This is a genomic window from Streptomyces sp. 1-11 (assembly GCF_007176755.1).
Classification (GTDB): domain Bacteria; phylum Actinomycetota; class Actinomycetes; order Streptomycetales; family Streptomycetaceae; genus Streptomyces.
In genome coordinates, this window is sequence record NZ_BJTV01000008.1 from 313,942 (window position 1) to 339,269 (window position 25,328).

At 73.0% G+C, this 25,328-nt stretch carries 19 protein-coding genes; 12 read left to right on the forward strand and 7 right to left on the reverse strand.

Features of this window, described 5'->3' with window-relative positions:
* Window positions 1–65: 65 nt before the first annotated feature.
* Window positions 66–2,228 (reverse strand): SpoIIE family protein phosphatase, encoded by a 2,163-nt coding sequence (locus TNCT1_RS19815; protein WP_143633894.1) that lies wholly within the window; start codon window positions 2,226–2,228, stop codon window positions 66–68.
* Between the two features lie 325 nt (window positions 2,229–2,553).
* Here TNCT1_RS19815 and TNCT1_RS19820 point away from each other — a divergent pair, with 325 nt between their 5' ends.
* Both TNCT1_RS19820 and TNCT1_RS19825 read left to right on the forward strand, forming a co-directional pair.
* Complete coding sequence (locus TNCT1_RS19820) at window positions 2,554–2,802, forward strand: hypothetical protein (RefSeq protein WP_160160410.1); 249 nt, start codon at window positions 2,554–2,556, stop codon at window positions 2,800–2,802.
* A gap of 179 nt (window positions 2,803–2,981) precedes the next feature.
* Window positions 2,982–3,350 (forward strand): hypothetical protein, encoded by a 369-nt coding sequence (locus tag TNCT1_RS19825; protein WP_143633898.1) that lies wholly within the window; start codon window positions 2,982–2,984, stop codon window positions 3,348–3,350.
* A gap of 105 nt (window positions 3,351–3,455) precedes the next feature.
* Here TNCT1_RS19825 and TNCT1_RS19830 read toward each other — a convergent pair whose 3' ends face one another.
* Entirely contained in the window at window positions 3,456–4,409 is a 954-nt protein-coding gene (locus tag TNCT1_RS19830) for a YihY/virulence factor BrkB family protein (RefSeq protein WP_143633900.1), read from the reverse strand.
* Between the two features lie 459 nt (window positions 4,410–4,868).
* Here TNCT1_RS19830 and TNCT1_RS19835 point away from each other — a divergent pair, with 459 nt between their 5' ends.
* The 4 genes from TNCT1_RS19835 to TNCT1_RS19850 all read left to right on the forward strand — a co-directional run bounded on the left by TNCT1_RS19835 (window position 4,869) and on the right by TNCT1_RS19850 (window position 11,013).
* Window positions 4,869–5,786 (forward strand): aminoglycoside phosphotransferase family protein, encoded by a 918-nt coding sequence (locus TNCT1_RS19835; RefSeq protein WP_143633901.1) that lies wholly within the window; start codon window positions 4,869–4,871, stop codon window positions 5,784–5,786.
* Between the two features lie 169 nt (window positions 5,787–5,955).
* On the forward strand, window positions 5,956–6,903 hold the full coding sequence (locus tag TNCT1_RS19840) for an ABC transporter ATP-binding protein (protein WP_143633904.1): 948 nt from the start codon (window positions 5,956–5,958) through the stop codon (window positions 6,901–6,903).
* A complete protein-coding gene (locus TNCT1_RS19845; RefSeq protein WP_143633906.1) occupies window positions 6,900–8,255 on the forward strand; it encodes an ABC transporter permease in 1,356 nt (451 codons plus the stop codon). Before TNCT1_RS19840 ends, TNCT1_RS19845 begins: the two co-directional genes overlap by 4 nt.
* 4 nt (window positions 8,256–8,259) lie before the next feature.
* A complete protein-coding gene (locus TNCT1_RS19850) occupies window positions 8,260–11,013 on the forward strand; it encodes an alkaline phosphatase family protein (protein ID WP_143633908.1) in 2,754 nt (917 codons plus the stop codon).
* 225 nt (window positions 11,014–11,238) lie between these two features.
* On the opposite strand, the gene TNCT1_RS35870 is transcribed toward TNCT1_RS19850, so the two are convergent.
* Window positions 11,239–11,394, reverse strand: a complete 156-nt coding sequence (locus tag TNCT1_RS35870; RefSeq protein WP_174266359.1) for a hypothetical protein — start codon at window positions 11,392–11,394, stop codon at window positions 11,239–11,241.
* A gap of 220 nt (window positions 11,395–11,614) precedes the next feature.
* Between TNCT1_RS35870 and TNCT1_RS19855 the strand changes: the two genes are divergently transcribed.
* The gene (locus TNCT1_RS19855) at window positions 11,615–12,691 is read left to right on the forward strand and encodes an acyl-CoA desaturase (protein WP_143633910.1); all 1,077 of its coding nucleotides are present in this window, start codon (window positions 11,615–11,617) and stop codon (window positions 12,689–12,691) included.
* A 51-nt stretch (window positions 12,692–12,742) separates the two neighbouring features.
* Here TNCT1_RS19855 and rph read toward each other — a convergent pair whose 3' ends face one another.
* Together rph and TNCT1_RS19865 are read right to left on the reverse strand one after the other, a co-directional pair.
* Window positions 12,743–15,340, reverse strand: coding sequence for a rifamycin-inactivating phosphotransferase (rph, locus tag TNCT1_RS19860; protein WP_143633912.1), 2,598 nt, complete (start codon window positions 15,338–15,340; stop codon window positions 12,743–12,745).
* Window positions 15,341–15,630: 290 nt separating this feature from the next.
* Window positions 15,631–17,895, reverse strand: coding sequence for a heavy metal translocating P-type ATPase (locus tag TNCT1_RS19865; RefSeq protein WP_373920486.1), 2,265 nt, complete (start codon window positions 17,893–17,895; stop codon window positions 15,631–15,633).
* 433 nt (window positions 17,896–18,328) lie between these two features.
* On the opposite strand from TNCT1_RS19865, the gene TNCT1_RS19870 reads away from it, so the two are divergent.
* The gene (locus tag TNCT1_RS19870; RefSeq protein WP_160160411.1) at window positions 18,329–20,839 is read left to right on the forward strand and encodes a tetratricopeptide repeat protein; all 2,511 of its coding nucleotides are present in this window, start codon (window positions 18,329–18,331) and stop codon (window positions 20,837–20,839) included.
* An 81-nt stretch (window positions 20,840–20,920) separates the two neighbouring features.
* On the opposite strand, the gene TNCT1_RS19875 is transcribed toward TNCT1_RS19870, so the two are convergent.
* On the reverse strand, window positions 20,921–21,157 hold the full coding sequence (locus tag TNCT1_RS19875; RefSeq protein WP_143633915.1) for a hypothetical protein: 237 nt from the start codon (window positions 21,155–21,157) through the stop codon (window positions 20,921–20,923).
* Between the two features lie 355 nt (window positions 21,158–21,512).
* Between TNCT1_RS19875 and TNCT1_RS19880 the strand changes: the two genes are divergently transcribed.
* Window positions 21,513–22,589, forward strand: coding sequence for an enoyl-CoA hydratase/isomerase family protein (locus TNCT1_RS19880; protein ID WP_143633917.1), 1,077 nt, complete (start codon window positions 21,513–21,515; stop codon window positions 22,587–22,589).
* A gap of 30 nt (window positions 22,590–22,619) precedes the next feature.
* On the opposite strand, the gene TNCT1_RS19885 is transcribed toward TNCT1_RS19880, so the two are convergent.
* Window positions 22,620–22,985 (reverse strand): gas vesicle structural protein GvpA, encoded by a 366-nt coding sequence (locus tag TNCT1_RS19885; protein ID WP_143633919.1) that lies wholly within the window; start codon window positions 22,983–22,985, stop codon window positions 22,620–22,622.
* A gap of 278 nt (window positions 22,986–23,263) precedes the next feature.
* On the opposite strand from TNCT1_RS19885, the gene TNCT1_RS19890 reads away from it, so the two are divergent.
* The 3 genes from TNCT1_RS19890 to TNCT1_RS19900 all read left to right on the forward strand — a co-directional run bounded on the left by TNCT1_RS19890 (window position 23,264) and on the right by TNCT1_RS19900 (window position 25,123).
* Window positions 23,264–23,893: a DedA family protein gene (locus tag TNCT1_RS19890; protein ID WP_143633921.1), complete on the forward strand. Its 630-nt coding sequence runs from the start codon at window positions 23,264–23,266 to the stop codon at window positions 23,891–23,893.
* An 80-nt stretch (window positions 23,894–23,973) separates the two neighbouring features.
* On the forward strand, window positions 23,974–24,555 hold the full coding sequence (locus tag TNCT1_RS19895) for a sugar O-acetyltransferase (protein ID WP_143633923.1): 582 nt from the start codon (window positions 23,974–23,976) through the stop codon (window positions 24,553–24,555).
* A gap of 10 nt (window positions 24,556–24,565) precedes the next feature.
* Window positions 24,566–25,123, forward strand: a complete 558-nt coding sequence (locus TNCT1_RS19900) for a TetR/AcrR family transcriptional regulator (protein ID WP_143633924.1) — start codon at window positions 24,566–24,568, stop codon at window positions 25,121–25,123.
* Window positions 25,124–25,328 lie beyond the last annotated feature (205 nt).

Below are 25,328 nucleotides of genomic sequence, written 5' to 3' on the forward strand. Positions count from 1 at the left end.
CCCGGACCCGGGACGCCGTGCCGGCCGCAGCGGGCCGCGCGCCAGGGGCCTGCGGCACGCGCACGTCACCTCGCGACCTCCGCCCAGATCACCTTGCCGGTGTCCGTCCAGCGCACCCCCCACCGGCTGGTGAGACCGTGTACGACGTGCAGGCCGCGACCGCCGTCGGCGAGCGGACCGCCCCGCCTCAGGCGAGGCCTGCCGTTGCCGGTGTCGCCCACCTCGCACAGCAGGCCGTTGCCGGACCTGATCAGCCGTACCGTGACCGGGCCGGTGGCGAACCGCACCGCGTTCGTGACCAGCTCGCTGACCAGCAGCAGCGCGTTGTCCCGGGTGTCGTCCCTGGTGCGCCACCGCCGCAGCAGCGCGGAGACCTGGGCGCGGGCCCGGGCGGGCGCGTCGTCGCGGGCGGGCAGCCGCCAGGTCGCGGTGTCCTCCTTGCGGTAGCCGATCATGCGCGCGAGCAGCAGGGTCACGTCGTCGCGCTGGCGCCCGGGCGCCAGGGTGGAGACGACGCGCCGCGCGGCCTGCTGCAGGGTGTCCCAGGGGTGCACGGCGGCCACCGCCTCCGCCAGCCTGCCGATGCCCTCGTCGATCGGCACGGCCGGATCCTCCACCAGGCCGTCGGTGTAGAGGGCGAGCAGCGAGCCCGGGGGAGCGTCGAAGGTGTGCACGTGGAACGGCTCCCGCAGCGCGAACTCGGCGCCCAGCCCGGGATGCGGGCGGACCGCGAGCGGGGCCGCGTGCCCGTCCCTGGACACCAGGACCGGGGGGAGGTGGCCGGCGCTGGACAGGGACACCCGGTGGCTGACCGGGTCGTAGAGGGCGATGCAGCAGGTCGACCCGAGGGCGCTGTAGCCGGCCGCCAGTCCGGACTCCGAGTCGTCCAGCAGCGTCACGGTCTCGTCCAGGTGCTCCAGCACCTCGTCGGGCGCCAGCCCCGCGGACAGCAGCGCGCGGGCCTCCATGCTGAGCTGGCCCATGGTCGCCGCCGCTCCCAGGCCGTGCCCGACCACGTCGCCCACCACCAGCGCGGTACGGCCGTCCGGCAGCGGAAAGCTGTTCACCCAGTCGCCGCCGACGCCCGCGCTGTCGGGCGTGGCGGGCTGGTAGACGCTGGCGATCTCGACGGTGTCACCGCCGGTCCGGGGCAGCAGCCTGCGCTGCAGCGCCAGCACCTGCGTGTGCTCGCGCTGGTGCTGACGGGCCAGGTCGACGTGGTGGGCGGTCCGGGCCACCAGCTCCTGCAGGTCGAAGAGCTCACTGTCGCGGAACGGGCAGTCCGCCCGCCGCCAGACCTCCGCCACGCCCAGCACGACGGGCGGCGAGCCGTCCAGGACCAGCGGTATGCACGCCACACCCGCCGACCGGTCCCCGGGCACCAGGGCGCGCATCACCCGCGGAGTGCCGAGCACCCGCTCGACCGCCTCCCGGTCGGGCATGACGATGGCCTGCGGGGCGTCGTCCCGCCGCACCGCCTGCGCCAGCAGCCTGCTGGCGTCGCTGGGCAGATCCTTGCCCGGCGTCACATAGCCCTCCGGCCAGGCCCGGTCCGGTACGAGGGCCGCCCGCCGCAGCCGGATGCGCCCCCGCGCCTGCTCGGTGACCCCCTCACCCGTCCACACCGCGAAGTCCAGGTCGACGGCGGCGACGTCGCCCCAGGCCAGCAGGGACTCCGCCAGCGACTGCGCGGTCTCGCCGATGTCCAGCGAGGTGCCGATCGCGGTCTCGGCGGCGTACAGGTGCAGCCTCGTGGCCATGGCGATCACGGAGACGGTCAGGCCTTCCTGCGGCACCGCGGCGGGCAGGATGCTCAGCGAGACCACCAGCTCCGAACCGTCGGCGCGCCGCAGCCGCTGGATCCGGGCGACGTGGGCCTCACCGGTCTCCAGCACCTGCCGCAACCGCCTGGTGACCGTGGGCACGTCGCCCGCCGGGAGCAGGTCCACGAAGGGGCTTCCCGGTCTCGCTTCGAGACCCGCGAACACGGGGGCGTCCAGATTGCAGCGGGTGATCAGCAGGTCCCGGTCCAGGTTGATCGCGCCGAGGATCTGGTCCTGCGGCCCGGCCGCCGCGTCGTCGGTCACGTGCCTGTCGCCGGCCCGGTCGTCCCGCGTGCCGACGGGCCCGGCCGGCGCCGCGCGTCCACCGCGCGGGATGTAACGCCCCAGGGCGCTGCTGACCAGGTCGAACGGCGAAGAGGACGAAGGGGACGGTGTGGAGTCCATGCGGCTCTCTCAGCAATCCCCGGCACGGCGCCGGGGCCGTACGCGGACCCGTGCGTCGGGGCCCCGAGATCCCTGACCGCACACCTCATTGAATAACACCGGGGGTCGCTTCGCCCACATAAGCCGATCAGCCGTCGGGCGGATCGCGTGGTGAAGGGCTGCGCGCGCCTTGGAATCGAGGCGTGTGGCGGAGGTGCGGCTGGGTAATCGAACTAACCGGAGCCAATGATTCCGTTTTGGCTCCGCCGTAGAAAGATGCTGGAGGAAGACCGTGAGCAAGCTGATTCGGCGTTGTGCCGTCACGGGCGTTTCCGCCGCTGCCGCCGTGGGCGCACTCATCACCATGGGCGGCCCCGCGAGCGCGGCCACGAACCCGCAGGCCTCGCCTGCGTCCGCCCCGGCGGCGGCCACCGCCCACCACCCGTCGGGGCAGGCCGCCGGACACCGGCAGCCCGACGCCTGGGTCGCGGGTCAACTGGCACAGTTCTGCCCCGCTGCCGCCCACTCGCTCGCGATCTACGACCCGTGGGTCAAGGACCAGATCGCGCAGTTCAGCACCCCCGCCGGTAACTGACCGGCGCCGCGGCGCCGAGGCCATGCCGGGGGTGTGACCGCCCCGCGCGCGTCGCGGCCCGACCGACGGGACCGCCGGTTCGCCCCCGCCCCGGGCCGGCGCCACCGTATGGGTTCCCGGCGGCCGGGCACACGGCCAGGAAGCGGAACTCGCCGCGGTGTCGCACGGGGAGGGTGACGGTGACCCATGCGCGTGGGTCGATGGAGAACGCCTCTGACTGGGCCTGGCTGCTGGGCATCCTCGCCGCCTACTTCGCCGTGAGCTACCTCCTGGAGTACCGGGCTCGACGCCGACGCGGCTCTCCGGACGCCGCCCCTCAGGCGCTGCACGATCTCGGCGACAGGCAGCGGGCGCAGCCGCCCCGGCAGCACCTCGCGAGCCGATTGGTCATGCTGGGCGGGGCCCTGGCGGTCGCGGGGGCCGCGATTGTCACGCCGGAGCCGTTCCGCATGGTCGTCACGGTGCTCACGGGACTGCTCGCCGTGGGCGCCTGGGCCTTCTTCGACCACCGCACCGAGGTCCGCGCGTCACGGCGGACGTCCTCCTGAACGACCGGCACGGCGGCCGGCGGGCCGGGGAACGTACCCCGCGCGGACCGACGGCCGGGCCTCGCCGGGACACCGCGCGGGCCGCCCGCGGACCCCGTCGGGCTCTCAGACCCCGGGGTCGTTTTCCACGGGGCCCGGGCGACGGCCGCGCGCCGCTTCCAGTTGCGCGGCGAAGGAGAGCCCGAGGAACAGGGCGATGGAGGTCAGGTACGCCCACAGCAGCAGGGACATGAACGCGCTCAGCGGGCCGTAGACGGTGTCGAAGGAGCCGCTGAGGTTCAGATACAGACTCAGCAGCCAGGTCAGTGTCATCCACAGCACCAGGTAGACGGCGGCGCCGAAGGCCAGCCAGGTGTAGCCGGGCTGGCGGCGGCGCGGCGAGCGGCGGAAGACGGTGCTCGCGGAGATGAGCGCGAGCAGCAGCCCGAACGGCCAGCGCAGTACGGCCCAGGCCGTCCGCACGCTGGAGTCGAGGTGGTAGACGGTCACCGCCGCCGAGGCGAGATCGTCCCCGGCGACCATCACGACGAACCCGAGACCGAGCGGCAGCCCCGCGCCGACCGCCATCAGCAGCCCGCGCAGGTACTTCTGGTGGAAGGGCCGGTCCCGTTCGTTGCCGTAGATCCGGTTGGCGCCCCGCTCGATCTGGCACATCGCGGTCGTGACGTTGACCAGGGAGAAGGCAGCGCAGAGCCACAGGGCGACGGCGGCGCCGTCACCCGCGGTGCGCCGGCCGCGGGTGAGCGCGTCGTCGACGACGCCGGCGCTCGGCCCGCGGGCGATCCGGTGGACCGTCAGTTCCGCCAGCCGTCCCACGCTCTCCGTGTGCAGGACGCTGGAGAGCCCCACGAAGGCGATGGTCAGGGGAACGAGGGCCAGCACCGTCTGCAGGGCGAGGGCCCGCGAGTGGCTGAAGCCGTCGGCGTACCGGAAGCGCACGAAGGCGTCCCGCAGCAGCGACCAGCCGCCGTAGCGCCGCAGCGCCGCCCATGCCTCGTCACCGGACAGTTCCTCCCCGCTCATGTCCCGCGTCTCGGGAACCTTCGTGGCGGTGCCCATTCACCTCTCCTCGCGGCCCGGCCGGGCGGTGAGCGCCCGGGCTGCGACGCGCGGGTGACCGGCTGCGCCGGCGCCCGCCTCGCACGCGGCGCCCGCCACTGTCTCAGGCATGTGCTGTCCCCATTCCTCGTCGGCCGCCGACGGCGGCCCTGTCCGTCTACCCGCAACCGGGGCCGCCCCAGCCCGACTTCGCGAGGCGGTCCCGAGCGCCGCCGCGGACCTGATCCGGCGGGCGGGCGTGCGTGCACCCGGCCCGGTCCGGCGGGCATGCGTGCACCGCCCCGATCCGGCGGGCATGCGTGCACCGGGACGATCCGGCGGGCACGCGGGCACCGACCCTGATCCGGCGGGCACGCGGCCACCGGACCCGGGCCGGCGGCCACGCGTGCACCAGGCCCGATCGGGCGGGCGCGCGTCCACCGGACCCGGGCCGGGCGCCGCCCAACTACCGTGCTCCGCATGACAGTCACCGGCATGGACATCACGGCGGACCTGATCCGCGACCTGCTGCGCGAGCAGCACCCCGACCTGGCGGACCGCCCCCTGAAGCTCGGCGCGCTCGGCTGGGACAACCAGGTGTGGCGGCTCGGCGACGACCTGGCCGTCCGGATGCCCTGGGCGACCCGGTCGGCGGACGCCCTGCTGCGCAAGGAACACGCCTGGCTGCCCGGCCTCGCCCCGCACCTGCCGCTGCCGATCCCCGTCCCGCAGCGCCTCGGCGAGCCCTCCGAACGGTTCCCGCGGCCCTGGCTCGTCACCACCTGGGTGCCGGGCGAACCCGCCGACCGCGCCCCCGCGACGCGCCCCGCGCAGGCGGCCGTCGCCCTCGCCGCCTTTCTGACCGCGCTGCATCGTCCCGCCCCCGAAGCGGCGCCCGTGGGCCGGGACCGCGGCGGCCCGCTGGCCGGCACCGCCGGGCACTTCACCCGAGCGCTCGACTCGGCCGCCGAGTCCGGCCTGGTCCGCGATCCGGAGGCCGTCCGCGCGGTCTGGGCGGACGCGGCCGCCGCGCCCGGCTGGACGGGCCCGCGCCTGTGGCTGCACGGGGACCTGCATCCGGCCAACATCGTCACCACGAACGGCGACCTCTCCGGCGTGATCGACTTCGGAGACCTCTTCGCCGGCGACCCGGCCTGCGATCTCGCCGCCGCCTGGATCCTGCTGCCGGACGGCGCCACCGACCTCTTCCACGCGACCTACCGTCCGCGCCCGGACGCCGCGACCCTGCGCCGCGCCCGCGGCTGGGCGGTGCTGCGCGCCCTCGCCGGCATCCACATCGCGGACGCCGGCGTCCACGGCCGCCCCGGCGGCAAGCCCACCTGGGGCCCACCGGCGCACGCGGCACTCCGGCGCCTCATCGCGTCCGCGGACGGTTGAGCGGCCGCCGGGCCGCAGTGCTTGCCCGACTCGGGCGGGATGCCGACCGGTTCGGGCACCCCGCCTTGTCAATGCTTTGACAACTCGTTCCCTGGGTGTTCAACCGGCCGTCCCCGTCCGAGCCGTGTGCCGTCCGTAAGGTCCCTGAGCGTTGCGGAAGAAGGGACTCATGGACGCACTCCTCGCAGTCCGGGCTCGCGGGATCACCAAGTGTTTCGGCGACGTCGTCGCTCTCGACGGCGTCGACCTGGACGTGACACAAGGTCAGATCCATGGTCTGGTCGGACCGAACGGCGCCGGGAAGACGACCCTACTCGGCCTCCTGCTCGGTCTGGCCGCCGCCGACAGCGGCCGCCTGGAGATCCTCGGCACACCGGTCGGACGGGCGCTCACCGCCCCGGACGGGGTCGCGGGCTTCGTGGACGGACCCGGCCTCTACCCCTCGCTCACCGCCAGGCGGAACCTCGCCGCGCTGGCCGCTCTGCGCGGAACCGGCGCACGGGCGGCGGGAATCGACGACTCGCTCGACCAGGTCGGGCTCACCGACGTCGCCGACGACCGGGTGCGCGGGTTCTCCCTCGGCATGCGCCAGCGGCTCGGGCTCGCCGCCGCCCTGCTCACCCGGCCCCGCCTGCTCGTGCTCGACGAACCCGCCAACGGCCTCGACCCTGCGGGCAAGAGGCACGTCCACGGCGTCCTCACCCGCCTCGTGGCGGACGGGACCAGCGTGGTGCTCTCCAGCCACCGCATGGACGACCTCGAAGCGCTGTGCTCCGAGGTGACGATCATCGCCACCGGACGGGTCGTCTTCTCCGGCCCGCTGGACAAGCTGGCCGCCGAGAAGCGCGAACTCGACTACCGGCTGCTGACCTCCGACCCCGCTGCCGCCCGCCGCCTGGCCGCCGGCACCCGGGGGATCCACGTCGTCGACGACACCACGACGCGGTACGGCGCCGAAGTCCTCGTCGTACGCGCGCTGGTGCCCGCCCTCGACGCACTGGTGGCGGGACTCGTGCGGGCGGGTGTCGCCCCGCGCGAGATCACCCCCGTGGTCTCGCCGCTGGAAGCCGCGTTCCTCGCCCTGACCGAGCAGCACGCGCGGGAGGCGGCCCGATGACCGCGACCCTCGCACCCGGCGCCGACGTGCGGCCCAGCCCGGTGCCGCTGCTGCGCGGCTACCGCTTCGAACTGGTGAAACTGGTCTCCCAGTGGCGGATGCGCCTGCTGGTCGCCGCCTGCTGGATCGCGCCGGCGCTCTTCGTGGCGGCGGTGAGCCGGCAGAGCACGCTGCCTGTCGACACCCTCTTCGGCCGCTGGATGCACGCCACGGGCTGGGCCGGACCGCTGGTGGTGCTCGGCTTCGCGGGCACCTGGGCGCTGCCGCTGCTCACCTCGGTCGTGGCCGGAGACGTGTTCGCGGCCGAGGACCGCCTGGGCACCTGGCGCCATCTGCTGGTGGCGGTGCGCTCCCCTCGGCGGATCTTCGCGGCCAAGGCACTGGCCACCCTCACCGTCATCCTGCTGCTGGTGACCGGCCTGGCCTGTTCCAGCGCGGCCGGCGGGGCCGCGGCGGTCGGCAACCAGCCGCTGGTCGGCCTCGACGGCCATCCGCTGTCACCGGCGGACGCCGCCGGCCGGGTCCTGCTCGCCTGGCTGTGCGTGCTCGCCCCGACACTGGCGCTCGCCGCGATCGGACTGCTGGGCTCCGTCACACTGGGGCGCTCCCCGATGGGACTGCTGCTGCCCGCGCTGTTCGCGCTCACCATGCAGCTCGCCCAGATGCTGCCGCTCCCCGTCGCCGTGCGGCTCGCCCTGCCCGGCTACGCCTTCATCGCCTGGAACGGCCTGTTCACCAGCCCGGCGCAGCTCGAACCGCTGCTGACCGCGATCGCGGTCAGCCTGGTCTGGGCCGTGGTCGCGACGGCGCTGGCCTTCCTGCTGTTCGTACGCCGCGACTTCACCAACGCCGCCTACGACGGCTCGGGACGCCGTGCCCTGACCGCGGGCGTGCTGCCGCTGGCCGGTCTTGCCGCCGCGACCGTCGCGGTCGTCGCCACCACGACCACGGTCACCGGCTCCGGGATCGAACGTGACAAGGTGCAGCGCTCCCTCGCCACGGAATTCGCCCACCTCTACCGGTTGCAGACCGGGCAACTGCACCGTCCCGACGTCACCGAGGCGCAGTTGCGGACGGCCGCGACGTGCGACAAGGGGAGCGTCCGGGTCGCCGCCGAGGGCCCGGGCAACGACTGGCGCTGCGTCGTCTCGTGGCACCTGCCCGGCGTCGAGGCCACCGGCTCGGCCGTCTACCAGCTCGACATCACCGCGGACGGGCGGTTCGTCGCCGACGGCGACGGGCCGAAGGAAGTGAACGGCTACTTCCTGGTGCGGACCCCGAACGGAGACGCACCGAACCCGCTCTGGCAGTTCGACGGCAGCGTCGATCTGCTCTCCACCTCGAAGGGATGAACCCATGCAGGTAACACGCCACCGCAGGCGTGTCCAGAAGAACGGTGTCGCTCTCCTCGGCAGACGCGTCGGCCGCCGGACCCTGCTGACCGCCGGCATCACCGCCGTCGCCGTCACCGCCGCGGGCACCGCCTTCGCCCAGACGCACCAGTTCGGCACCGACCAGGTCGGCCAGGTCACCGACCGGGGCCAGGTCGTCTCCAGCGACCAGTACATCGCGCCGTACGGCGAGCGCCTCGTCATCGACAACGGCAAGATCATGTCGTCCTCGGTCAGCCCGGACGGCACCCACCTCGCCGCCTCGGTCACCGACGGCGGCTCCGCACTGTCCATCGTGGACCTGAAGAAGTGGACGGTGCAGCAACTCGTCGGCAGCGCCGCCTCGTCCACCCCGCGCCTCGGCAGCAACGAGGTGGGCCAGGAAGGCCCCACCTACTCGCCCGACGGCTCGCAGCTCTGGCTCGGCCAGACCGACGGCTACACCAGGTTCACCGTCGGTCCGGACGGCAGCGTCGGCGACCCGGTGACGGTGAAGATCCCGGCGGACGGGACCAGGCACGCGCTGGTCGGCGAGGCGGTGTTCTCGGCCGACGGCTCCACCGTGTACTCCGCGGTCAACGGCCAGAACCGGGTCGTCGCCCTGGACGCGGCGACCGGGGCCGTCCGTCGCAGCTGGGCCGTCGGCAACGCCCCGCGCGACCTGGTCCGGGTCGGCGACAAGCTGTACGTGAGCAACGAGGGCGGGCGGCCGGCGAAGCCCGGCGACACCACGCTCAACTCCTACGACACCCAGGTGCCCGCGGACCCCAGGACGGGTGCCACCACCACCGGCACGGTCGGCGTCATCGACCTGGCGCACCCGGACGCCGCCCCGACGAGCATCGACGTCGGCCTGCACCCGACCGCCCTGTACGCCAAGCGCGGGGCGCTGTTCGTCACCAACACCGCCACCAACGACGTGTCGGTCATCGACACCCGCCGCGACAAGGTCGTGCAGACCATCGCGACCCAGCCCTGGCCCGAGGCCTCCGTGGGCTACGAGCCCGACGCGGTGACGCTCACCGACGACGGCCACCTGCTGGTGACGCTCGGCCGCGCCAACGCGGTCGCCGTCTACCGGTACACCACCCCCCAGGAGCCGGTCAGTTACGTCGGTCTCCTGCCCACGGACTACTTCCCGGCGGAGATCGCCACCGTCGGGGACCAGGTGCTGGTGTCCAACACGCGCGGTGTCGACGCCCGCCGGCCCACCAGCGGCGCCGGGCACGCCACCCACGACACGACGTCGAGCCTCACGCGGTTCGCGCTGCCCGACGACAGCGTCATCAGGTCCCAGACCTCCAAGGTCTTCCAGCAGAACGGCTGGAGCCGCGGCTCGGTGCAGCTCGCCAAGGGCAAGGGCCACCGGAAGCCGGTGCCGGTCCCGCAGCGGCTCGGCGACCCCTCGACGATCAAGCACGTGTTCCTGATAGTCAAGGAGAACCGGACCTACGACCAGCTCTTCGGCGACCTTCCGCAGGGCAACGGCGACCCGTCGCTGGCCCAGTTCGGCGAGAACGTCACCCCCAACCAGCACGCGCTGGCACGGCAGTTCGGGCTGTACGACAACGCGTACGACATCGGCACCAACTCCGCCGAGGGCCACAACTGGCTGATGCAGGCCGACAATCCGGAGTACACCGAGTCCTCGGCCGGTGAGTACAAGCGCAGTTACGACACCGAGGACGACGCCCTCGGCCACCAGCGGACCGGGTTCATCTGGTCCGGCGCGCAGGCGGCGGGCAGGAGCGTGCGGGACTTCGGCGAGTTCCAGCAGTTCCTGTCGAAGCCGGCGGACGCGAGCTGGCAGAACCTGTACTGCGACGCCAGGAACATGGACGCGACCGGGCAGGACACCGCGTACACCCTGAACTCGTCCTCGCCGATCCCGTCGCTCAACGACGTGTCCGTGCACGGTTTCGCGAAGTTCGACACCAGCGTCCCGGACATCTACCGGCAGCAGATCTGGAAGCGGGACTTCGAGCGGAACGGGCCCGCGGACCTCAACATGTTCTGGCTCTCCAGCGACCACACCGGTGGCCCGGCGAACGCGGCCGCCCAGGTCGCCGACAACGACCTCGCCACCGGCCGGATCGTCGACGAGATCTCGCACAGCCGGTACTGGAAGGACTCGGCGATCTTCGTCGTCGAGGACGACTCCCAGGCCGGCCTCGACCACGTCGACGGCCACCGTGCCCCGATCCAGATCATCAGCCCCTGGGCCCGGCACGGCGCGGTCGACAGCCGCTACTACTCCCAGATCACGGTGATCCGGACCATCGAGCAGATCCTCGGGATCCACCCGATGAACCAGAAGGACAGCGCGGCCACCCCGATGCGGGGCGCCTTCACCCAGAAGGCGGACCTCACGCCGTTCACCGCGCTGCCCAACCGGACCTCCCTGACCGGCGGCCTGAAGACCCCGCCCGCCTGCGGCACCGACACACCGGCGCCGCAGAACCCGGCCGCGGCCCCCGCGCCGACGGCGAAGGTCCCCGCGGACAAGCGGTCGCTCGCCGCGCAGTGGGACCGCTGGAAGTCCAAGCAGCGCCTGACCGGACCCCACGCGGTGCCGGACTACGCCAACCCCGCCCAGATGAACCACTTCACCTGGTACGAGACGCACAACTGGAAGAAGCCGTACCCCGGCGAGAGCAAGATCTTCGCGCCGGACGACGTGCCGGGCGCCTACATCCCGTCGGCGGAGTCCGACGGCTGACGCCCACTCCCGGCACGAAGGGGCCCCCGTCCGGCTGCGCGCCGGTCGGGGGCTCCGCCGTCCCGCGGACCGTACGGAGCCCGGGGCCGGGAGCGACGCCCGGGCGAACGGCGGGGGAGAGGCCGCGCTCGCGCTGGTCCGCTGCCGGCCGGAAGAACCCCGGGGGAATGTCATGAGGCGGAGCGGGCGGGACGTGCCCCGGGCAGTGCCGGCGATCCGCCGGGTTCAGCGCGCCGACCGGCGGTTGCGCAGCTTGCCGATGAGCTGCTGGGCCTGCGCCCGGCGACGCGGATCGGCCGCGGTGCGCCGCACCTGCTCGATCGTGCGCTGACCCTGCGGACTCCGCGCGAACTGCTTGAGCCGTTGGAGAACTCCCGACATGGCACTCCCTTCGCAAGGGGGCCTCGTCCTCGGCGGGCCCCGTGCGATTACGGCTACCCGGCGACCGGCCATCCAGTACCGCTCGGCGAGGGTCGGCGCGAGCAGCCCGGCACGCCGACGCACGGGGGAAAACCCCCGGTCGCACAGGGGGGACACCTCGCGCGCGGAGGGTGGCTGGCAGGCTTCTTCAGGCCGTGCCGCCGCCGGGAGACTTCCGGACATGACGACTTCTCCCGCTGTCTCCCTGACGTCCCGGTCCGATCCCGCCGCCCCGGAGCGCACCGGTGCCGGCGGCGGCAGCGACTTCGCACGGCTCTCCCAGCGGATAGCGGCCGCCGGCCTGATGCGCCGCCGCCCCGGCTACTACGCCGCACGCATCGGCCTGGTGACCGCCTCGTACGCGGCCGGCTGGGGGTGCTTCCTCGTCCTGGGCGACACCTGGTGGCAGCTGGCCGTCGCCGCGTTCCTGGCCTTCGTGTTCGGGCAGGTGGCCCTGCTCGCGCACGACCTGGCACACCGGCAGGTCTTCCGGCGGCGCGGGCCCAGCGAGACCATGGGCAGGCTGTTCGGGAACCTGGGCGTGGGCATGAGCTACGGCTGGTGGATGAACAAGCACACCCGCCACCACGCCAACCCCAACCACGAGGACCTCGACCCCGACGTCGCCCCCGACATCCTGGTCTGGTCCACCGAACAGGCGCGCGCCAGCCGGGGCGTGGCCCGTCTGATCGGTGGCCACCAGGCGCTGCTCTTCTTCCCGCTGCTGACCCTCGAGGGCTTCAACCTGCACGTCGCGAGCCTGCGGGCGCTGCGCTCGCCGTACATGAGGCAGCGAGCCCTGGAGGGCGCCCTGCTCCTGCTGCACATCGCGGGCGTGCTGTCCGCCCTGTTCCTGGTCCTCTCGCCGGGCAAGGCGGTGGCGTTCCTGGCGCTGAACCAGTGCCTGTTCGGCGTCTACCTCGGCTGCACCTTCGCCCCGAACCACAAGGGCATGCCCACCTTCACCGGTGACGAACGGCCCGACTTCCTGCGGCGCCAGGTCCTCACCTCCCGCAACGTGCGCGGCGGCCGGTTCACCGACGTGCTGCTCGGCGGCCTCAACTACCAGATCGAGCACCACCTGTTCCCGAGCATGCCCACGCCCCACCTGCGCCGCGCCCAGGCCGTCGTGCGGGAGTACTGCGCCGAGATCGGGGTGCCCTACCACGAGACCGGCCTGATCCGCTCCTACCGCGAGGCCCTGACCCACCTGCACCGGGTGGGAGAGCCGATCAGGCGGCAGCGAGCAGCGCACTGACCCTCGCTGCCGCGGCCGGCGTGCTCGCCGGCCGCGGCCCCCGCCGGCCGGTCAGGACAGGATCTCGACGTAACCGCCGGCCCCGTGCACACGGATCCGCTGCCCGTCGCTGATCAGCCGGGTGGCCCGCTCCACACCCACCACGGCGGGCAGGCCGTACTCCCGGGCGATGACCGCGCCGTGCGTCATCAGGCCGCCCACCTCCGTCACCAGGGCCGCGATGCCGACGAACAGGGGCGACCAGCTGGGGTCCGTGTAGGCCGTGACCAGGATGTCACCCGCTTCGAGGTCGGCGTCGGCGATGTCGAGGACGACGCGGGCCCTGCCCTCCACGGTCCCGGCGGACACCGGCAGGCCGATGAGGGCACCGGCCGGCGCGTCGTCGCGGTGGTAGGCCCCGCTGAGGCACTCGCCGTCCGACGTCAGCACCCGGGGCGGCGTCAGCGCCAGGTACGACCGGAACTCGTCCTTGCGCCGCTGGATGAGCCGGTGATCCACCCGGTTCGAGCGCACGACGTCGTGGAACTCCTGGAACGTCAGGTGGAAGACGTCCTCCCGCTCGCGGAGCACACCGGCCCGCATCAGGCGCCCGGCCTCCTCGAGCAAGGCCTGCTTGTAGACGAAGTAGCGGCTGACGATGCCGTACTTCGGGTACTCCCGGTACCCGATGAAGGTCCGCACCCGGTCGATCATCCGCCTGGTCTCGTCGGCCTTCCGCTCCCCGTCCGGCAGGTCCCGCAGGCGGGACAGCACCTCCTGCTCCTTCTTCAGCGCCTCCAGCCGCCCCTGCTCGAAGCGCCGTGCCGCGGCGCCCGGCTCGAAGTTCCTGACGTTGTCCAGGATCACGGGCACCAGCGCGGAGGGGTGCTCGCGCCAGCGCGGCCTCGTGATGTCGATCTCGCCGACGCAGCGCATGCCGTACCGGTCGAGGTAGCCCTCGATGGCGTCGCGTGCCTCGGTTCCGCCCGGGAGCCGCGGCAGCTCCTCCAGGAAGCCGTCGTCGCCGACGCCCCGTAGGAAGGCGACCACCTGCGCATGCGGGCGGATGGCGTCCGCCACGTCGAGCAGTGCCAGACCCATCTCCGAAGTGACGTTGCCGGGGGCCGACAGCGTGAGCGTGTCGGCCGCGTTCTTCTCGCCGAGCCACTCGTGAAGCTTGTCGTTCAGCCACCACGTGGCCTCCATCCCGGCCATGATCGCCTGGATGTTCAGCGGATCACCGAGGATCCGCTTGTGCTCCTCGAAGGCCTCCAGCAGGAAGTCGAACAGCGCCGGCCCGCTCTTGCCCTCGATGCCGCGCCGCAGGGCGGCGACGGACTCCTCGCTGCGCTCGATCAGCTTGGTCACGACGGCCGGATCGGTGTCGACCGGGGCCGGGGCGGCGCCGGCCGGCGTCCGGCCGGGAACCGCGTCCGGGAGCGAGGGGACGAAGCCGTCGCGGGCCAGCAGCGTCTCCAACGCGTCCCTGGTCAGCGGATCGGACCTGCCCACGATGTCCAGAAGTGCGGCGCGGCCGGCGGGCGAGGCCAGACGCCGGGTGGCGTCGACGAACAGCCTCCCGCCGGCCGCCGGCATCTCCGCCATGGCCGTGAGCTGCCACATGGACAGCCCCAGCGGCTTCATGGGGTCGGTCATCATCTGCTGGTGACCGACGGAGAGGTACACGTGGTTCTCCTGGTCAGCCGCCTCCGGGACGGGGAACAGCGTGGTGATCGGCCGGCTCTGCACGATGTGGAAGCCGTCGTCGTCCAGGCACCACTCGATGTCCTGCGGCCGCCCGAAGTGCGCCTCGATCCGCCGCCCGAGCCGCACGAGCCGGAGGACCTGAGCATGCGTCAGCGCCGGCCGCTCCTGCCGCCGCGGGTCGACCACCACGTCCCGCGTACCGCCGCCCGGCAGGGCCTCGACGGCGCGCCGCTTGGCGGAGACCGTCTCGGCGACGACCTCGCCGTCCCGCACCTTGAAGACGTCCGGGTTCACCAGGCCGGAGACCAGCGCCTCGCCGAGCCCGAAACCGCCGTCCACGGTGGCGGTCCTCCGGTCGCCCGAGACCGGGTCGGCGGTGAACAGGACGCCGGACACCTGCGGGAAGACCATGCGCTGCACCACCACGGCCATGTGCACCGCGCGGTCGTCGATGCCGTTGCGGCGGCGGTAGCCGACGGCCCGTTCGGTGAACAGCGAGGCCCAGCACCGGCTGACGTGCCGAAGGACCGCCGCGGGCCCCACGACGTTCAGATAGGTGTCCTGCTGGCCGGCGAAGGAGGCCGTCGGCAGGTCCTCCGCCGTCGCGCTGGACCGGACGGCGTAGGCGGCCTGTTCGCCGTGGCGCACGAGCGCCCCGGTGATCTCCGCCGCGAGATCGCCGGGAACGGTGACCTCCTCGACGGCCCGGCGGATCCGCGCGCTGAGCGTCCGGATCCCCTCCCGGTCGTCCGGGTCGAGGCGCGACAGCCGTTCGAGGTGGGCCTCGACGTCCGGCGCCTGCGCCATGACGCGCCGGAAGGCGTCCGTCGTCACACAGAAGCCGGCCGGCACGCGGAGGCCGGTGATGCGCGACAGTCCGCCCAGGTTCGCGGCCTTGCCGCCGACCGCGCCGGCCTGCCCCTCGTCGACCTCTCGAAGATCCAGCACGTACTGCCCGGTCATCGCATCTCCCACTACCGCCTCGACGTCACCTCACCCCCGTGCGGCGGCCACGACACACGTCGCGTCCCGTTTTCGCAGGTAGTGGGCTCGGCCGACGATTGTGCGCCAGACCCGGGGCCTTGCCGCAAGCCCCCCGGTGCGCTATAAGTTGAGAGTGGCAAGGAGAGACGACTCCTTGCCTTCTTCTTTTGCCGAACCGCCTGGGGCCAAGGCTGCTTCAGCGGACGCCGCCGAACTGAACTTGGCGGACGTGACCGACCCGTTCCGTCCAAGGGCAGTGAGCATCGCCGTCAGGGCGTCAGGCTGAAGTAGTTCTCCTCCTCCTGGATGAAATGCAGGCGGAGCACGCTGTGCAGGCCGTAGAGACAGGCCCGCAGGTCGTCGAGTTGCCCGGGCTGCAAGCCGCCTTCGGCGTCGGCGAGTTGCAGGTGGGTGCCGATACGACGGGCGAGACGGTGGATCTCCGTGTGGGCGCGGCTCATCGTGGCGGTGGTCTCCGGGCCACCCAAGGCGGCGGCCAAGGCCGGGTAGAGATCGTTTTCCTCGGCCTGTTCATGGGGCAGAAGGCGTTCCTCCAGCAGGCGGTCGACGTGGCGCACTGTCCGCAGGGCGTCCGGGCCCGTGGTGTCGCTGAGCAGGTCAGCGGCTTGGCGGACGGCTTCGACGACGTCGCGCAGGTCGTCGTGTTCGCCGGCGAAGCGATGGAGGAGCTGTTGTGTGGCTGGTTCGACGCACACCCGGGCGCTGCGGTCCAGGCGCAGGGCGCGCAGGGCGTTGAGGATGACGGTGACGTCGATGCCCTCCTGGAGCAGGGCGCCGGCGGCGGGTGGGAGCAGGCCGAAGGCGGCGGCGACCATGGCGGCCAGCGACATGGTCATGCCGGCCAGGGCGCTCTGCACAGCGATGTGCCGGGCTCGGACGGCGATGACGGAGGCGTCGGCGAGGTGGTCGACGCGGTCGGTGGTCAGAATGACGTCGGCGGCTTCGGAGGAAGCGCTGGAGCCGCGGGCTCCCATGGCCACGCCGACGTCGGCGGCGGCGAGGGCGGGCGCGTCGTTGACGCCGTCGCCGACCATGACGGTGACCGCACGTTCGCGTTCGGCCCGGACGGCGGCGACCTTGTCGGCGGGGGACTGGCGGGCGTGAAGGTCGTCCAGGCCGAGGACGGCGGCGATCTCCTGGGCCGGCTCGGCGCGGTCACCGGTGAGCATCAGCACGCGCCGGATTCCGGCTTGGCGCAGGCGCCTGATGGTGCGCGGCGCGTCGGTGCGCAGCGGGTCACGCAGCAGCACCGCGCCGGTGAGCCGCCCGTCGACCGTCACCCAGGCGACGGCCGCGCCGTCGAGGGCGGCGCGGTTGTCGGCGGTGCGGGCCCAGCCGGGCAGAGGATGCACGTCGTGTCTGCCGACGCCGACCGTCGTGGTGCCCACACGGCCGGTGGCTCCGCGGCCTGGTTCCTCGGTGACGTCGTGTGCCGGCAGCAGCGGCAGGCGGCGGGCGTGGGCCTCGTCGGTCAGGGCCTGGGCCAGGACGTGGGGCGAGTACTGGTCGACGGAAGCGGCCAGCGTGAGCACCTCGTCGGGGGTTCTGCCGGGTGCGGCGGCGATGTCCAGGACCCGGGGGCGGCCGGTGGTGAGGGTGCCGGTCTTGTCGAGGACCAGAGTGCGGGCGCGGCCGAGGGTCTCCAGGGCGGCGCCGTCCCGGACCACCACGCCCTGGCGGGCCGCGCGGGACAGACCGGAGACGATCGCGACAGGCGCGGCCAGCAGCAGTGGGCAGGGGGTGGCGACGACCAGCACGGCCACCGCCCGCACCGCCGACCCGCTGATGAGCCAGGCCAGACCCGCCACGGCCAGCGACAGGGGGAGGAACCAGGCCGCGTAGCGGTCCGCCAGGCGGACGACCGGTGCGTTCTGGGCGCCCGCCTGGCGCGCGAGGCGCACGATCTCGGCGTAGGTGCTGTCCTGCTCGGTGGCGGTGGCGCGCAGGTCGAAAGCGCTGCCGGCGTTGACGCCGCCGCTGCGCACACTGTCCCCCGCGATGCGTTCGACGTGCAGGGACTCGCCGGTCAGCACGGACTCGTCGAGCAGCGCGCTGCCACTGTCGACGCGCCCGTCGACCGGCACCACCTCGCCGGGGCCGACGACCAGCAGGTCTCCGATGCCGACTTCCGCCAGGGACACCGTGTCGATCCGGTCGCCGGTGCGACGGCGGGCCGAGCGGGGGGCGTGCTCCAGAAGATGGCGCAGATCGTGCGAGGCGCGGCGTTCGGCGGCCGCGTCCAGCCAGCGGCCCGTGGACAGCATCAGCGCGATCAGCGCCCCGGCCAGGTACTCCCTCGTCGCCAGGGTCCCTGCCAGCGCGAGGACCGCGATCAAGTCGACTCCGGCCCGGCCGCGCCGCAACGCGTCGACCATCCAGGCCGTCGCCGGCACGATCGCGATCACCGTGCCAGCCGCCCAGAATCCGCCGGCCGACGCCCTCGCCCCGGCCAGCCACGCGATGCCGCCTGCGATCAAGGCGGCGGCTGTGAGGGCGAGCAGTACCGGCTCCACCCACCGCCGGGTGACTCCGGGAGTTTGCCCCGGCCCGGGCTCACCGTTCGACCTGTCCACCTTTCAGCCCCGTCCCGCATGTCGGGTGCCATTCGTTCCTTCACCATGACAGCGGCCCGTCCGGTGAGCACGCCAGGGCCCTTCGGCCTCAGCCGTCGGCCCTTCGCGCCGGGCAGACGGCGGTCGCCGACGACAGTCGTACGGCGCCGGGCTGCGCGCGCACCCCCTGTCCGGAGCTCGTAGCCTCGGTCCACGGCGAAAGCCACGGCGCCGTCTTCATCGCACTGCCCGCACTGGTCATCGTGCTGGTGGGCGTGCTCCGACCCTGCACCGCCGTAGCGGCGCGGGGCTGCTGGCGCACGATTGGGTCACATGACCGGGTGGAACATACTGACCTGTCGGCACGGTCCGGTCGGGCAGTGGGGGAGACGTGGTGAAGTGGCTGCGCGGACGGCGCGAGGAGACGGCACAAGCGAGCGAGCGGGAGACCGCACGGCTGCGGGAGGACAGCAAAGCGGCTGAGCTGGCCGGACGCCGGGGCCGTGCGAGCGAGGCCGCCGAACGCTACACGACCCTGGTCGCGGAAGGCGAACGCCTCCTGGGGCCCCAGGACACCGACACGCTGGCGCTGCGTCACCAACTGGCACACTGGACCGGCGAGGCCGGGCAACCGGAGACCGCGGTGCGGCTGTTCGCCGCTCTGATGGCCGACCGGGAGCGGATCCAGGGACCGCACCACCCCGACACCGAACTGGCCCGGCACCAACTCGCCCACTGGCACGGCCGGGCCGGCCGGCCCGAGGAGGCCGTACGCCGCTACGAGAGCATGCGCCGGTCCGCCGAACGGGCCGGCCGTACCGAGACGGCGCTCACCCTGCTGTGCGAGATCGGGTACTGGCAGCAGAAGAGCGGTGACAACGCCGCCGCGCTGCGCTCGTTCTCCGAGGTGCTCCAGACCGCGCAGCAGGAGCTGGGTCCCGGTCACCAGCTCGTCACCGTCGCCCGCCAGCGGTACGCCGAGGTCGCCGGCCGGCTGCCGTTCGGCAGCGAGGGCGGCGACGACGGGCTGCGGGACCTGCTCGCGACGGCTGCCGCGGTCGAGGCAGCCGGGGACTCACCGCGCGCATGCCGGATGTACGCGGAGGTGGCCACCCGGTCCGAGCAGCTCTACGGGGCAGGCAGTGCCCAGGCCCTGTCCGCGTACGTCGCGCAAGCGAGGGCGGCGGCGCGGGCGGAGGACCACACGACGGCCGCCGACTGCTTCGGCAAGGTGCTCGCATGCATGGAGAGCCAGGGCCGGGGGCCGGGGACACCTGAGTACGACACCCTGCGGGCTCACCGTGACCAGCTGGTGCGCACGACCCGCCGCACGGTGGTCCGCGTCGCACGGCGGGTGGCGGAGCTGCTGGGCGACCAGACGCAGGCCGCACCCGATGCGGCGTGCGTGATCCTGGCCCGCGAGAACGGCGCCCCCTACGCGAATTGCCTCGCCGTCGTGAACGACGTCCCGGACGACGTGAGCTGGCGCGAGGGGACGCCGGAGCAATGGGCGGAGGTGCTGGCGGACCTGGCCGGTCAGGACTGGGAGGCGACGGCCCTGTGCTTCGCCCGCGACGACCCCCGTCCGGCCCCCGAAGAGGCGGCCCTGTGCGAACGGTTCGGCCTGCCGGGCGTCGTCATGTCCCGGCTCGACGAAGAGCGCGTCCAGATGCAGGCATACGTCTTCCATGACGGCGAGGCGCAGGCGGCTGCGTTCGTGGTGGTGGACGAGGGGGAGGGAACGAGGGAGGACGGGCGGAACCCGGCCGGGACGGTGGACGAGCGGGCAGGTGGGAGGGACGAACCTGAGCCGGCCGTTCAGACGGACGAACCGGAACCGGCCGGGATGACGGAGGAGTCGCGGCTGCCCGGTGCCGCCACGGCACCGACCCCTCCCGGGGACCGGATCGCGCTGCATCCGCAGGCGGAGGCGATCGGGAGCTGGCGTCGGCCGGAGCGGGCACGCCCCGCCGACGGGCCGGAGCGGCCCGGGGCCTTCGGCCCGTACGAGGTGCTCGAACGCGTCGGCGAGGGCGGCTTCGGGCGGGTGTACCTCTGCCAGGATCCCGATGGACTGATGGTGGCGGTCAAGACGCTGCACGCGCACCTCGCCGCGGCACCCACGATCAGGCGCGGCTTCGCACACGAGGTGAGGGCGGCCCAGCGGGTCGGCGGACGGTTCACCGTGCCGGTGATCGCCGCGGACCCGGACGGCCCGGTCCCGTGGATGGCGGTCCCGTACGTGGCGGCGCCCTCGTTGCAGGAGCTCACCGACCGCTGCGGGCCGTTGGACGACGGCCTGGTGCGCGTGCTGGGGGCGGGCATCGCCGTCGCCCTGAGCGCCATCCACGCCGAGGGGATCGTCCACCTCGACCTCAAACCGGCCAACGTGCTGCTCACCGAGGACGGCCCACGCGTCATCGACTTCGGCATCGCGCAGATCGAGCGGATCACCGAGCCCCGGCGCGGCTTCACCGGCACATACGCCTACGCCTCCCCGGAGCAGTTGCGTGAGCAGCGTTCCTTCACCCCGGCCAGCGACATCTTCTCCCTGGGCACCCTCATCGCCCGGCTGATGCTGGGCCGCAGTCCCTGGGGTGGGGACACGCCGACCGTGGTCGCGGCCATCCGCTCCGGCACACCGGATCTCGTCGGGCTCCCCGAAGACCTCGCGGCGGTGGTCCGCTCATGCCTCCACCCCGACCCGGACCGGCGCCCCGCGGCCGGTGACGTGGCCGAGGCGCTGGTACCGGGCGCCGGCCACGGAAAGATCAAGGCGCCGGCCCTCTCGGAAGAGGCACGCACCCTGGTGACGGAACGCGCGACACGCGCCCACGCGACACTTCCCTACACCCGGGCCCGCAGCTCGTCAGCCGACAGCACACATCACCCGACGACCGGATGATCCGTGGTGAGCAGCCCCGCTGGTCTTCTTCAGGTTCCGCACGGCGGGCGCAGCGGCCAGGTGCTCCGCGCGGCGGGCTGCTCAGAACAAGGTGTCGGTGTTCTCGGAGTCCTCGGCGGGCGCCGGGGCCGGCGTGCGGGGGCGGCGGGGACGCGGGGGCTTCGTGTCCTTCCCGAACAGTGCTTGGGTCCCGCACTCGTCGGGCACGGCGGGCACGGGCCGGCACACGGCCGCGTCGACCAGGTCGAGCGGGGCGCAGTCATCGAAGTCGGCGCGCTTCATACGGGTCCAGTCGCGGCCCTGGGGTATGGCGGTCACTTGCGGTCTCCTTTCTGCGCTCGGGGCGAGGCGCGGGCGGCGCTCGCGCCGCACGCCGGGCCGTCTCGCCCCGGCGGCCGTACTGCGGACACGGAACATCGTCTTCGCTCCGTGCCGGAGCACGGAACCTGGTCGTTGATCGTTTTCCCTCCCGGGGACATCTCACCACCCCTGGCGGCCGGGTGCGAGAGGGAAGGAGGGCCGTCCTGGAGCGTGAGCGCCGGGCCACCCTGGTTGTCAGGCTCAAGCGTCTGCCGGACTACGGTGTGCGGGTGGAAGATCTTGCGCAGGGGCCGCACAGTCGTCAGCGGCCACGTCGAACCGTGCTCACCCCCGGCTGGACGGAGGTTTCCGGATGACCGGCGCCGGCGAACCTGTACTGTTCCGCACCACCGGCCGGGCCGCCCACATCGTCCTCAACCGGCCGCGGGCCATCAACGCCCTCAATCACGAGATGGTCCGCCGCATCGACGAGGCGCTCAGGCGCTGGGAGCGCGACGCGGACGTGGAGACCGTGGTCGTCACCGGTGCGGGGGAGCGCGGCCTGTGCGCGGGCGGCGACATCCGCGCCGTCCACGACGACGCCCGGGACGGCGACGGCGCCGCCTCGGCCGCGTTCTGGCGCGACGAGTACCGCCTCAACGCCCTGATCGCCCGCTACGGCAAGCCCTACGTGGCCGTCATGGACGGCATCGTCATGGGCGGCGGGGTCGGGCTCTCCGCGCACGGCAGCGTCCGCGTCGTCACCGAGCGCTCGCGGGTCGCGATGCCGGAGACCGGGATCGGCTTCGTCCCCGACGTCGGCGGCACCTATCTGCTCGGCCGGGCGCCGGGCGAGCTGGGTACCCACCTTGCGCTCACCGGCGCCGTGATCGGTGCGGGCGACGCCCTGCACTGCGGCCTCGCCGATCACTTCGTACCGAGCGGAGCGCTGCCCCTGCTCCTCGACGACTTCGCCGGCATGCCCGCACGGGAGGCGGTCAGCCGCCACGCCCGGCCCGCCCCCGAGGACGAGCTGGCCGGCCGGCGGGAGTGGATCGACTCCTGCTACGCCGCCGGCACGGTCGAGGAGATCGTCGAGCGGTTGCTGGCGCACGGGGACCCGGCCGCCAAGGAAGCCGCCGAGACGCTGCTCGCCAAGTCGCCCACCGCCCTCAAGGTCACGCTGGCCGCCCTGCGCCGCGCCCGGCGCCTCGGCTCGCTGGAACGGGTCCTCGACCAGGAGTACCGCGTCTCGTGCGCGGCCCTGGGCACCGCCGACCTGGTGGAGGGCATCCGCGCCCAGGTCGTCGACAAGGACCGCGATCCGCGCTGGTCGCCGGCCACCCTGTCCGAGGTGAGCGACGCCGACGTCGAACGCTTCTTCGCGCCGCTCGGCGAGCACGAACTCGGACTCGCCGAGCCCGCCCCTACCGCGCGTACGGCGCGGTGAGCCGGCCCCGGCCCGGCGGCCCGGGTCGCGCTAGCGCTCCCGGCTCTCGGAGCGCGCCTGCTTGAACGCGTCGGAGATGGTCTCCGCGGCGCCGGAGAGGGCGCCCTTGGTCATGCCCTGTGCGCCGGACTCCGTGAGCTTTCCCTTCAGCTCCGTGAGTCCGGCCGGCTTGCGCGGCCCCGATTCCAGGTCGAGCCGGTTGCACGCCTCGGCGAAGCGGAGGTAGGTGTCGACGCTCGCGACCACGATCCGTATATCGATCTTGAGTATCTCGATGCCGACGAGGGAGACCCGCACGAACGCGTCGATCACCAGCCCGCGGTCGAGAATGAGTTCCAGAACGTCGTACAGGCCACTGGAACCGCCCCCGCCGCCCTGCTGTGTCGCCACGGTCATCGCGACCAACCCCTCATCGTCTGGTTTCGGCCTTGTCCGCGGAGCCCGTCGGGCTCGCCTCTCGCCAACTCGCAGCGCGGCCCGAGCTTCAATCTGCGAATGCCCCCACCACCTGTGGCAAAACACCAGTACGAGTGGGCACGGGCCGTCCGCGTCCCGTGCCTCTGCCACGGCACCGGGGCGTCGCAATAGGCTGAACGCGACCGCCCCCGCCGCGGCCCCGGTACCAGACGCACGACGACCCGACTCGCCACTTCCGCGGAAGGGACGCGATCCGCATGAGTTCACCACCGTTGCCCGGGGTTCTCGGTGACATCGCACCGATCCTCGACCACTGGGGCTACTGGGCCGTGGGCGGCGTGATCTTCGTGGAGGACTTCGGCGTGCCCGCGCCCGGCGAGACGATCCTCATCGCCGCCGCGGTGTACGCGGGGGCCGGGCAGCTCAACATCTTCGCCGTCGTCGCCATCGGCGTCTTCGCCGCCGTCCTCGGCGACAACGTCGGTTACCTCATCGGCCGCACCGGAGGGCACGCCCTGGTGCAGCGCTACGGCAAGTACGTCTTCCTGCCGCCCGAGCGGTACGAGAAGGCCGAGAAGTTCTTCGCCCGCCACGGCGGGAAGGTCGTCACCATCGCACGGTTCATCGAGGGACTGCGCCAGCTCAACGGGATCATCGCGGGCTCCGCCGAGATGCCCTGGCCGCGCTTCGTCGCCTTCAACACGCTCGGAGCCCTGCTCTGGGTCGGCCTGTGGGCGGGCGTCGGGTACTTCGCCGGCGACCACATCACGACCATCTACACCGAGGTCAACCGCTACTCGACCTATGTCCTCATCGCCCTGGGCGTGCTGATCGTCGCCTTCGTCGTCCGGGCCGTGGTGCGCCGTCGCCGCCGGACGGCGGACTGACCCCTCACGGTACGGGGAGCGCCGGTGCCGTCCCGGCCCGGAGTGTACGTTCGTACATTCGAGGGCGTAGTCTGACGCTCATGCCGACGGACTACTTCGCGCAGGACCCGCGCACCAACCTGGAACGCATGGAAGCCGGCGATCTCTACATCGCCGACGATCCCGAGATCGCTCATCGCCAGCAGCGGGCCGTACGCCTGGCCGCCCGCTACCAGGCCGCCTACGCGGAGGACGCCGACGCCGCGCAGGCGCTGCTGCGCGAACTGCTCGGCTCCCTGGGCGAGCAGGCCCACCTGCGGCCGCCGGTCCACGTGGACTACGGCAGCAACATCAGCATCGGGGCGCGCACCTTCGTCAACTACAACCTCACGGCGCTGGACGTCGCGGCCATCACCATCGGCGAGGACTGCCAGATCGGCCCGGGCGTCCAACTGCTGACTCCGACCCACCCGCTGGAGCCGCGGCCGCGGCGGGACAAGCTCGAAGCCGCCCGGCCGATCACCATCGGCGACAACGTGTGGATCGGTGGCGGCGCCATCGTCCTGCCCGGGGTCACCATCGGCGAGAACTCCGTCATCGGAGCCGGCGCCGTCGTCACCAAGGACGTGCCCGCGAACGTCGTCGCCGTCGGCAACCCGGCCCGCGTCGCGCGGAGTCTGTGAGCCGACGGTCATGGCCACCGGACACACCGATCCCCAGCGCCGGGCGCGCATCCTCGACGCCGCCCTCGACCTCATCGCCGAGGAGGGCATCGGCCGCGTCTCCCACCGGAAGATCGCCGCACGTGCCGGCGTGCCCCTGGGGTCGATGACCTATCACTTCAAGGGCATGGAGGAGGTGCTGCGTGAGGCGTTCGGGCGGTTCACGGACCACATCGTCATGGTCTTCGACCAACACCTCGCCGCGCCGGCCGATCCCGGCCAGGCCCGTCAGGCGGTGGCCGACCTGGTGCACGTGCTGTCCGAGGGGGACAGGCGTGACCTGGTGCTCACCCAGGAGCTTTACACGCTCGCCGCTCGGGAACCCGCCTACCGGGACCTCACCCACGAGTGGATGCGCCGCAGCCGCGCCCATCTGGAGAGGCACTTCGACGCCGGCACCGCCCGGCAGCTCGACGCACTCATCGAGGGGCTGACCCTGCACCGCGCGCTCTCGCGTGAGCCGCACGACCGCACGCTGACGCTCGAAGCGATCGACCGCATCACCGCACCCGGGCAGCGCCCCCGCTGACCGCCCGTGCGGCACCGACCTGACCGGTGCCGCACGGGCTCACCCGCCGGCGCCGTCCACCGGGCGCGGACGGGACGAACGCGTGGGGACGTACGGGTGGGGGCGTACGAGTGCAGACGAACACGTGTGGACGTACGAGTGCAGACGAACACGTGGGGACGTACGAGGGGGGGCGGTCCCGGGATCCGGGACCGCCCCCCCCCTC

Excerpts from the sequence above, each read along its gene's own strand:
- TNCT1_RS19815 (WP_143633894.1), bottom strand. The coding sequence starts at position 2,228 with ATGGACTCCACACCGTCCCCTTCGTCCTCTTCGCCGTTCGACCTGGTC.
- TNCT1_RS19830 (WP_143633900.1), bottom strand. The coding sequence starts at position 4,409 with ATGGGCACCGCCACGAAGGTTCCCGAGACGCGGGACATGAGCGGGGAG.
- TNCT1_RS19855 (WP_143633910.1), top strand. The coding sequence starts at position 11,615 with ATGACGACTTCTCCCGCTGTCTCCCTGACGTCCCGGTCCGATCCCGCC.
- TNCT1_RS19840 (WP_143633904.1), top strand. The coding sequence starts at position 5,956 with ATGGACGCACTCCTCGCAGTCCGGGCTCGCGGGATCACCAAGTGTTTC.
- TNCT1_RS19890 (WP_143633921.1), top strand. The coding sequence starts at position 23,264 with ATGAGTTCACCACCGTTGCCCGGGGTTCTCGGTGACATCGCACCGATC.
- TNCT1_RS19845 (WP_143633906.1), top strand. The coding sequence starts at position 6,900 with ATGACCGCGACCCTCGCACCCGGCGCCGACGTGCGGCCCAGCCCGGTG.
- TNCT1_RS19900 (WP_143633924.1), top strand. The coding sequence starts at position 24,566 with ATGGCCACCGGACACACCGATCCCCAGCGCCGGGCGCGCATCCTCGAC.
- TNCT1_RS19895 (WP_143633923.1), top strand. The coding sequence starts at position 23,974 with ATGCCGACGGACTACTTCGCGCAGGACCCGCGCACCAACCTGGAACGC.
- TNCT1_RS35870 (WP_174266359.1), bottom strand. The coding sequence starts at position 11,394 with ATGTCGGGAGTTCTCCAACGGCTCAAGCAGTTCGCGCGGAGTCCGCAG.
- TNCT1_RS19880 (WP_143633917.1), top strand. The coding sequence starts at position 21,513 with ATGACCGGCGCCGGCGAACCTGTACTGTTCCGCACCACCGGCCGGGCC.
- TNCT1_RS19850 (WP_143633908.1), top strand. The coding sequence starts at position 8,260 with ATGCAGGTAACACGCCACCGCAGGCGTGTCCAGAAGAACGGTGTCGCT.
- rph (WP_143633912.1), bottom strand. The coding sequence starts at position 15,340 with ATGACCGGGCAGTACGTGCTGGATCTTCGAGAGGTCGACGAGGGGCAG.
- TNCT1_RS19885 (WP_143633919.1), bottom strand. The coding sequence starts at position 22,985 with ATGACCGTGGCGACACAGCAGGGCGGCGGGGGCGGTTCCAGTGGCCTG.
- TNCT1_RS19835 (WP_143633901.1), top strand. The coding sequence starts at position 4,869 with ATGACAGTCACCGGCATGGACATCACGGCGGACCTGATCCGCGACCTG.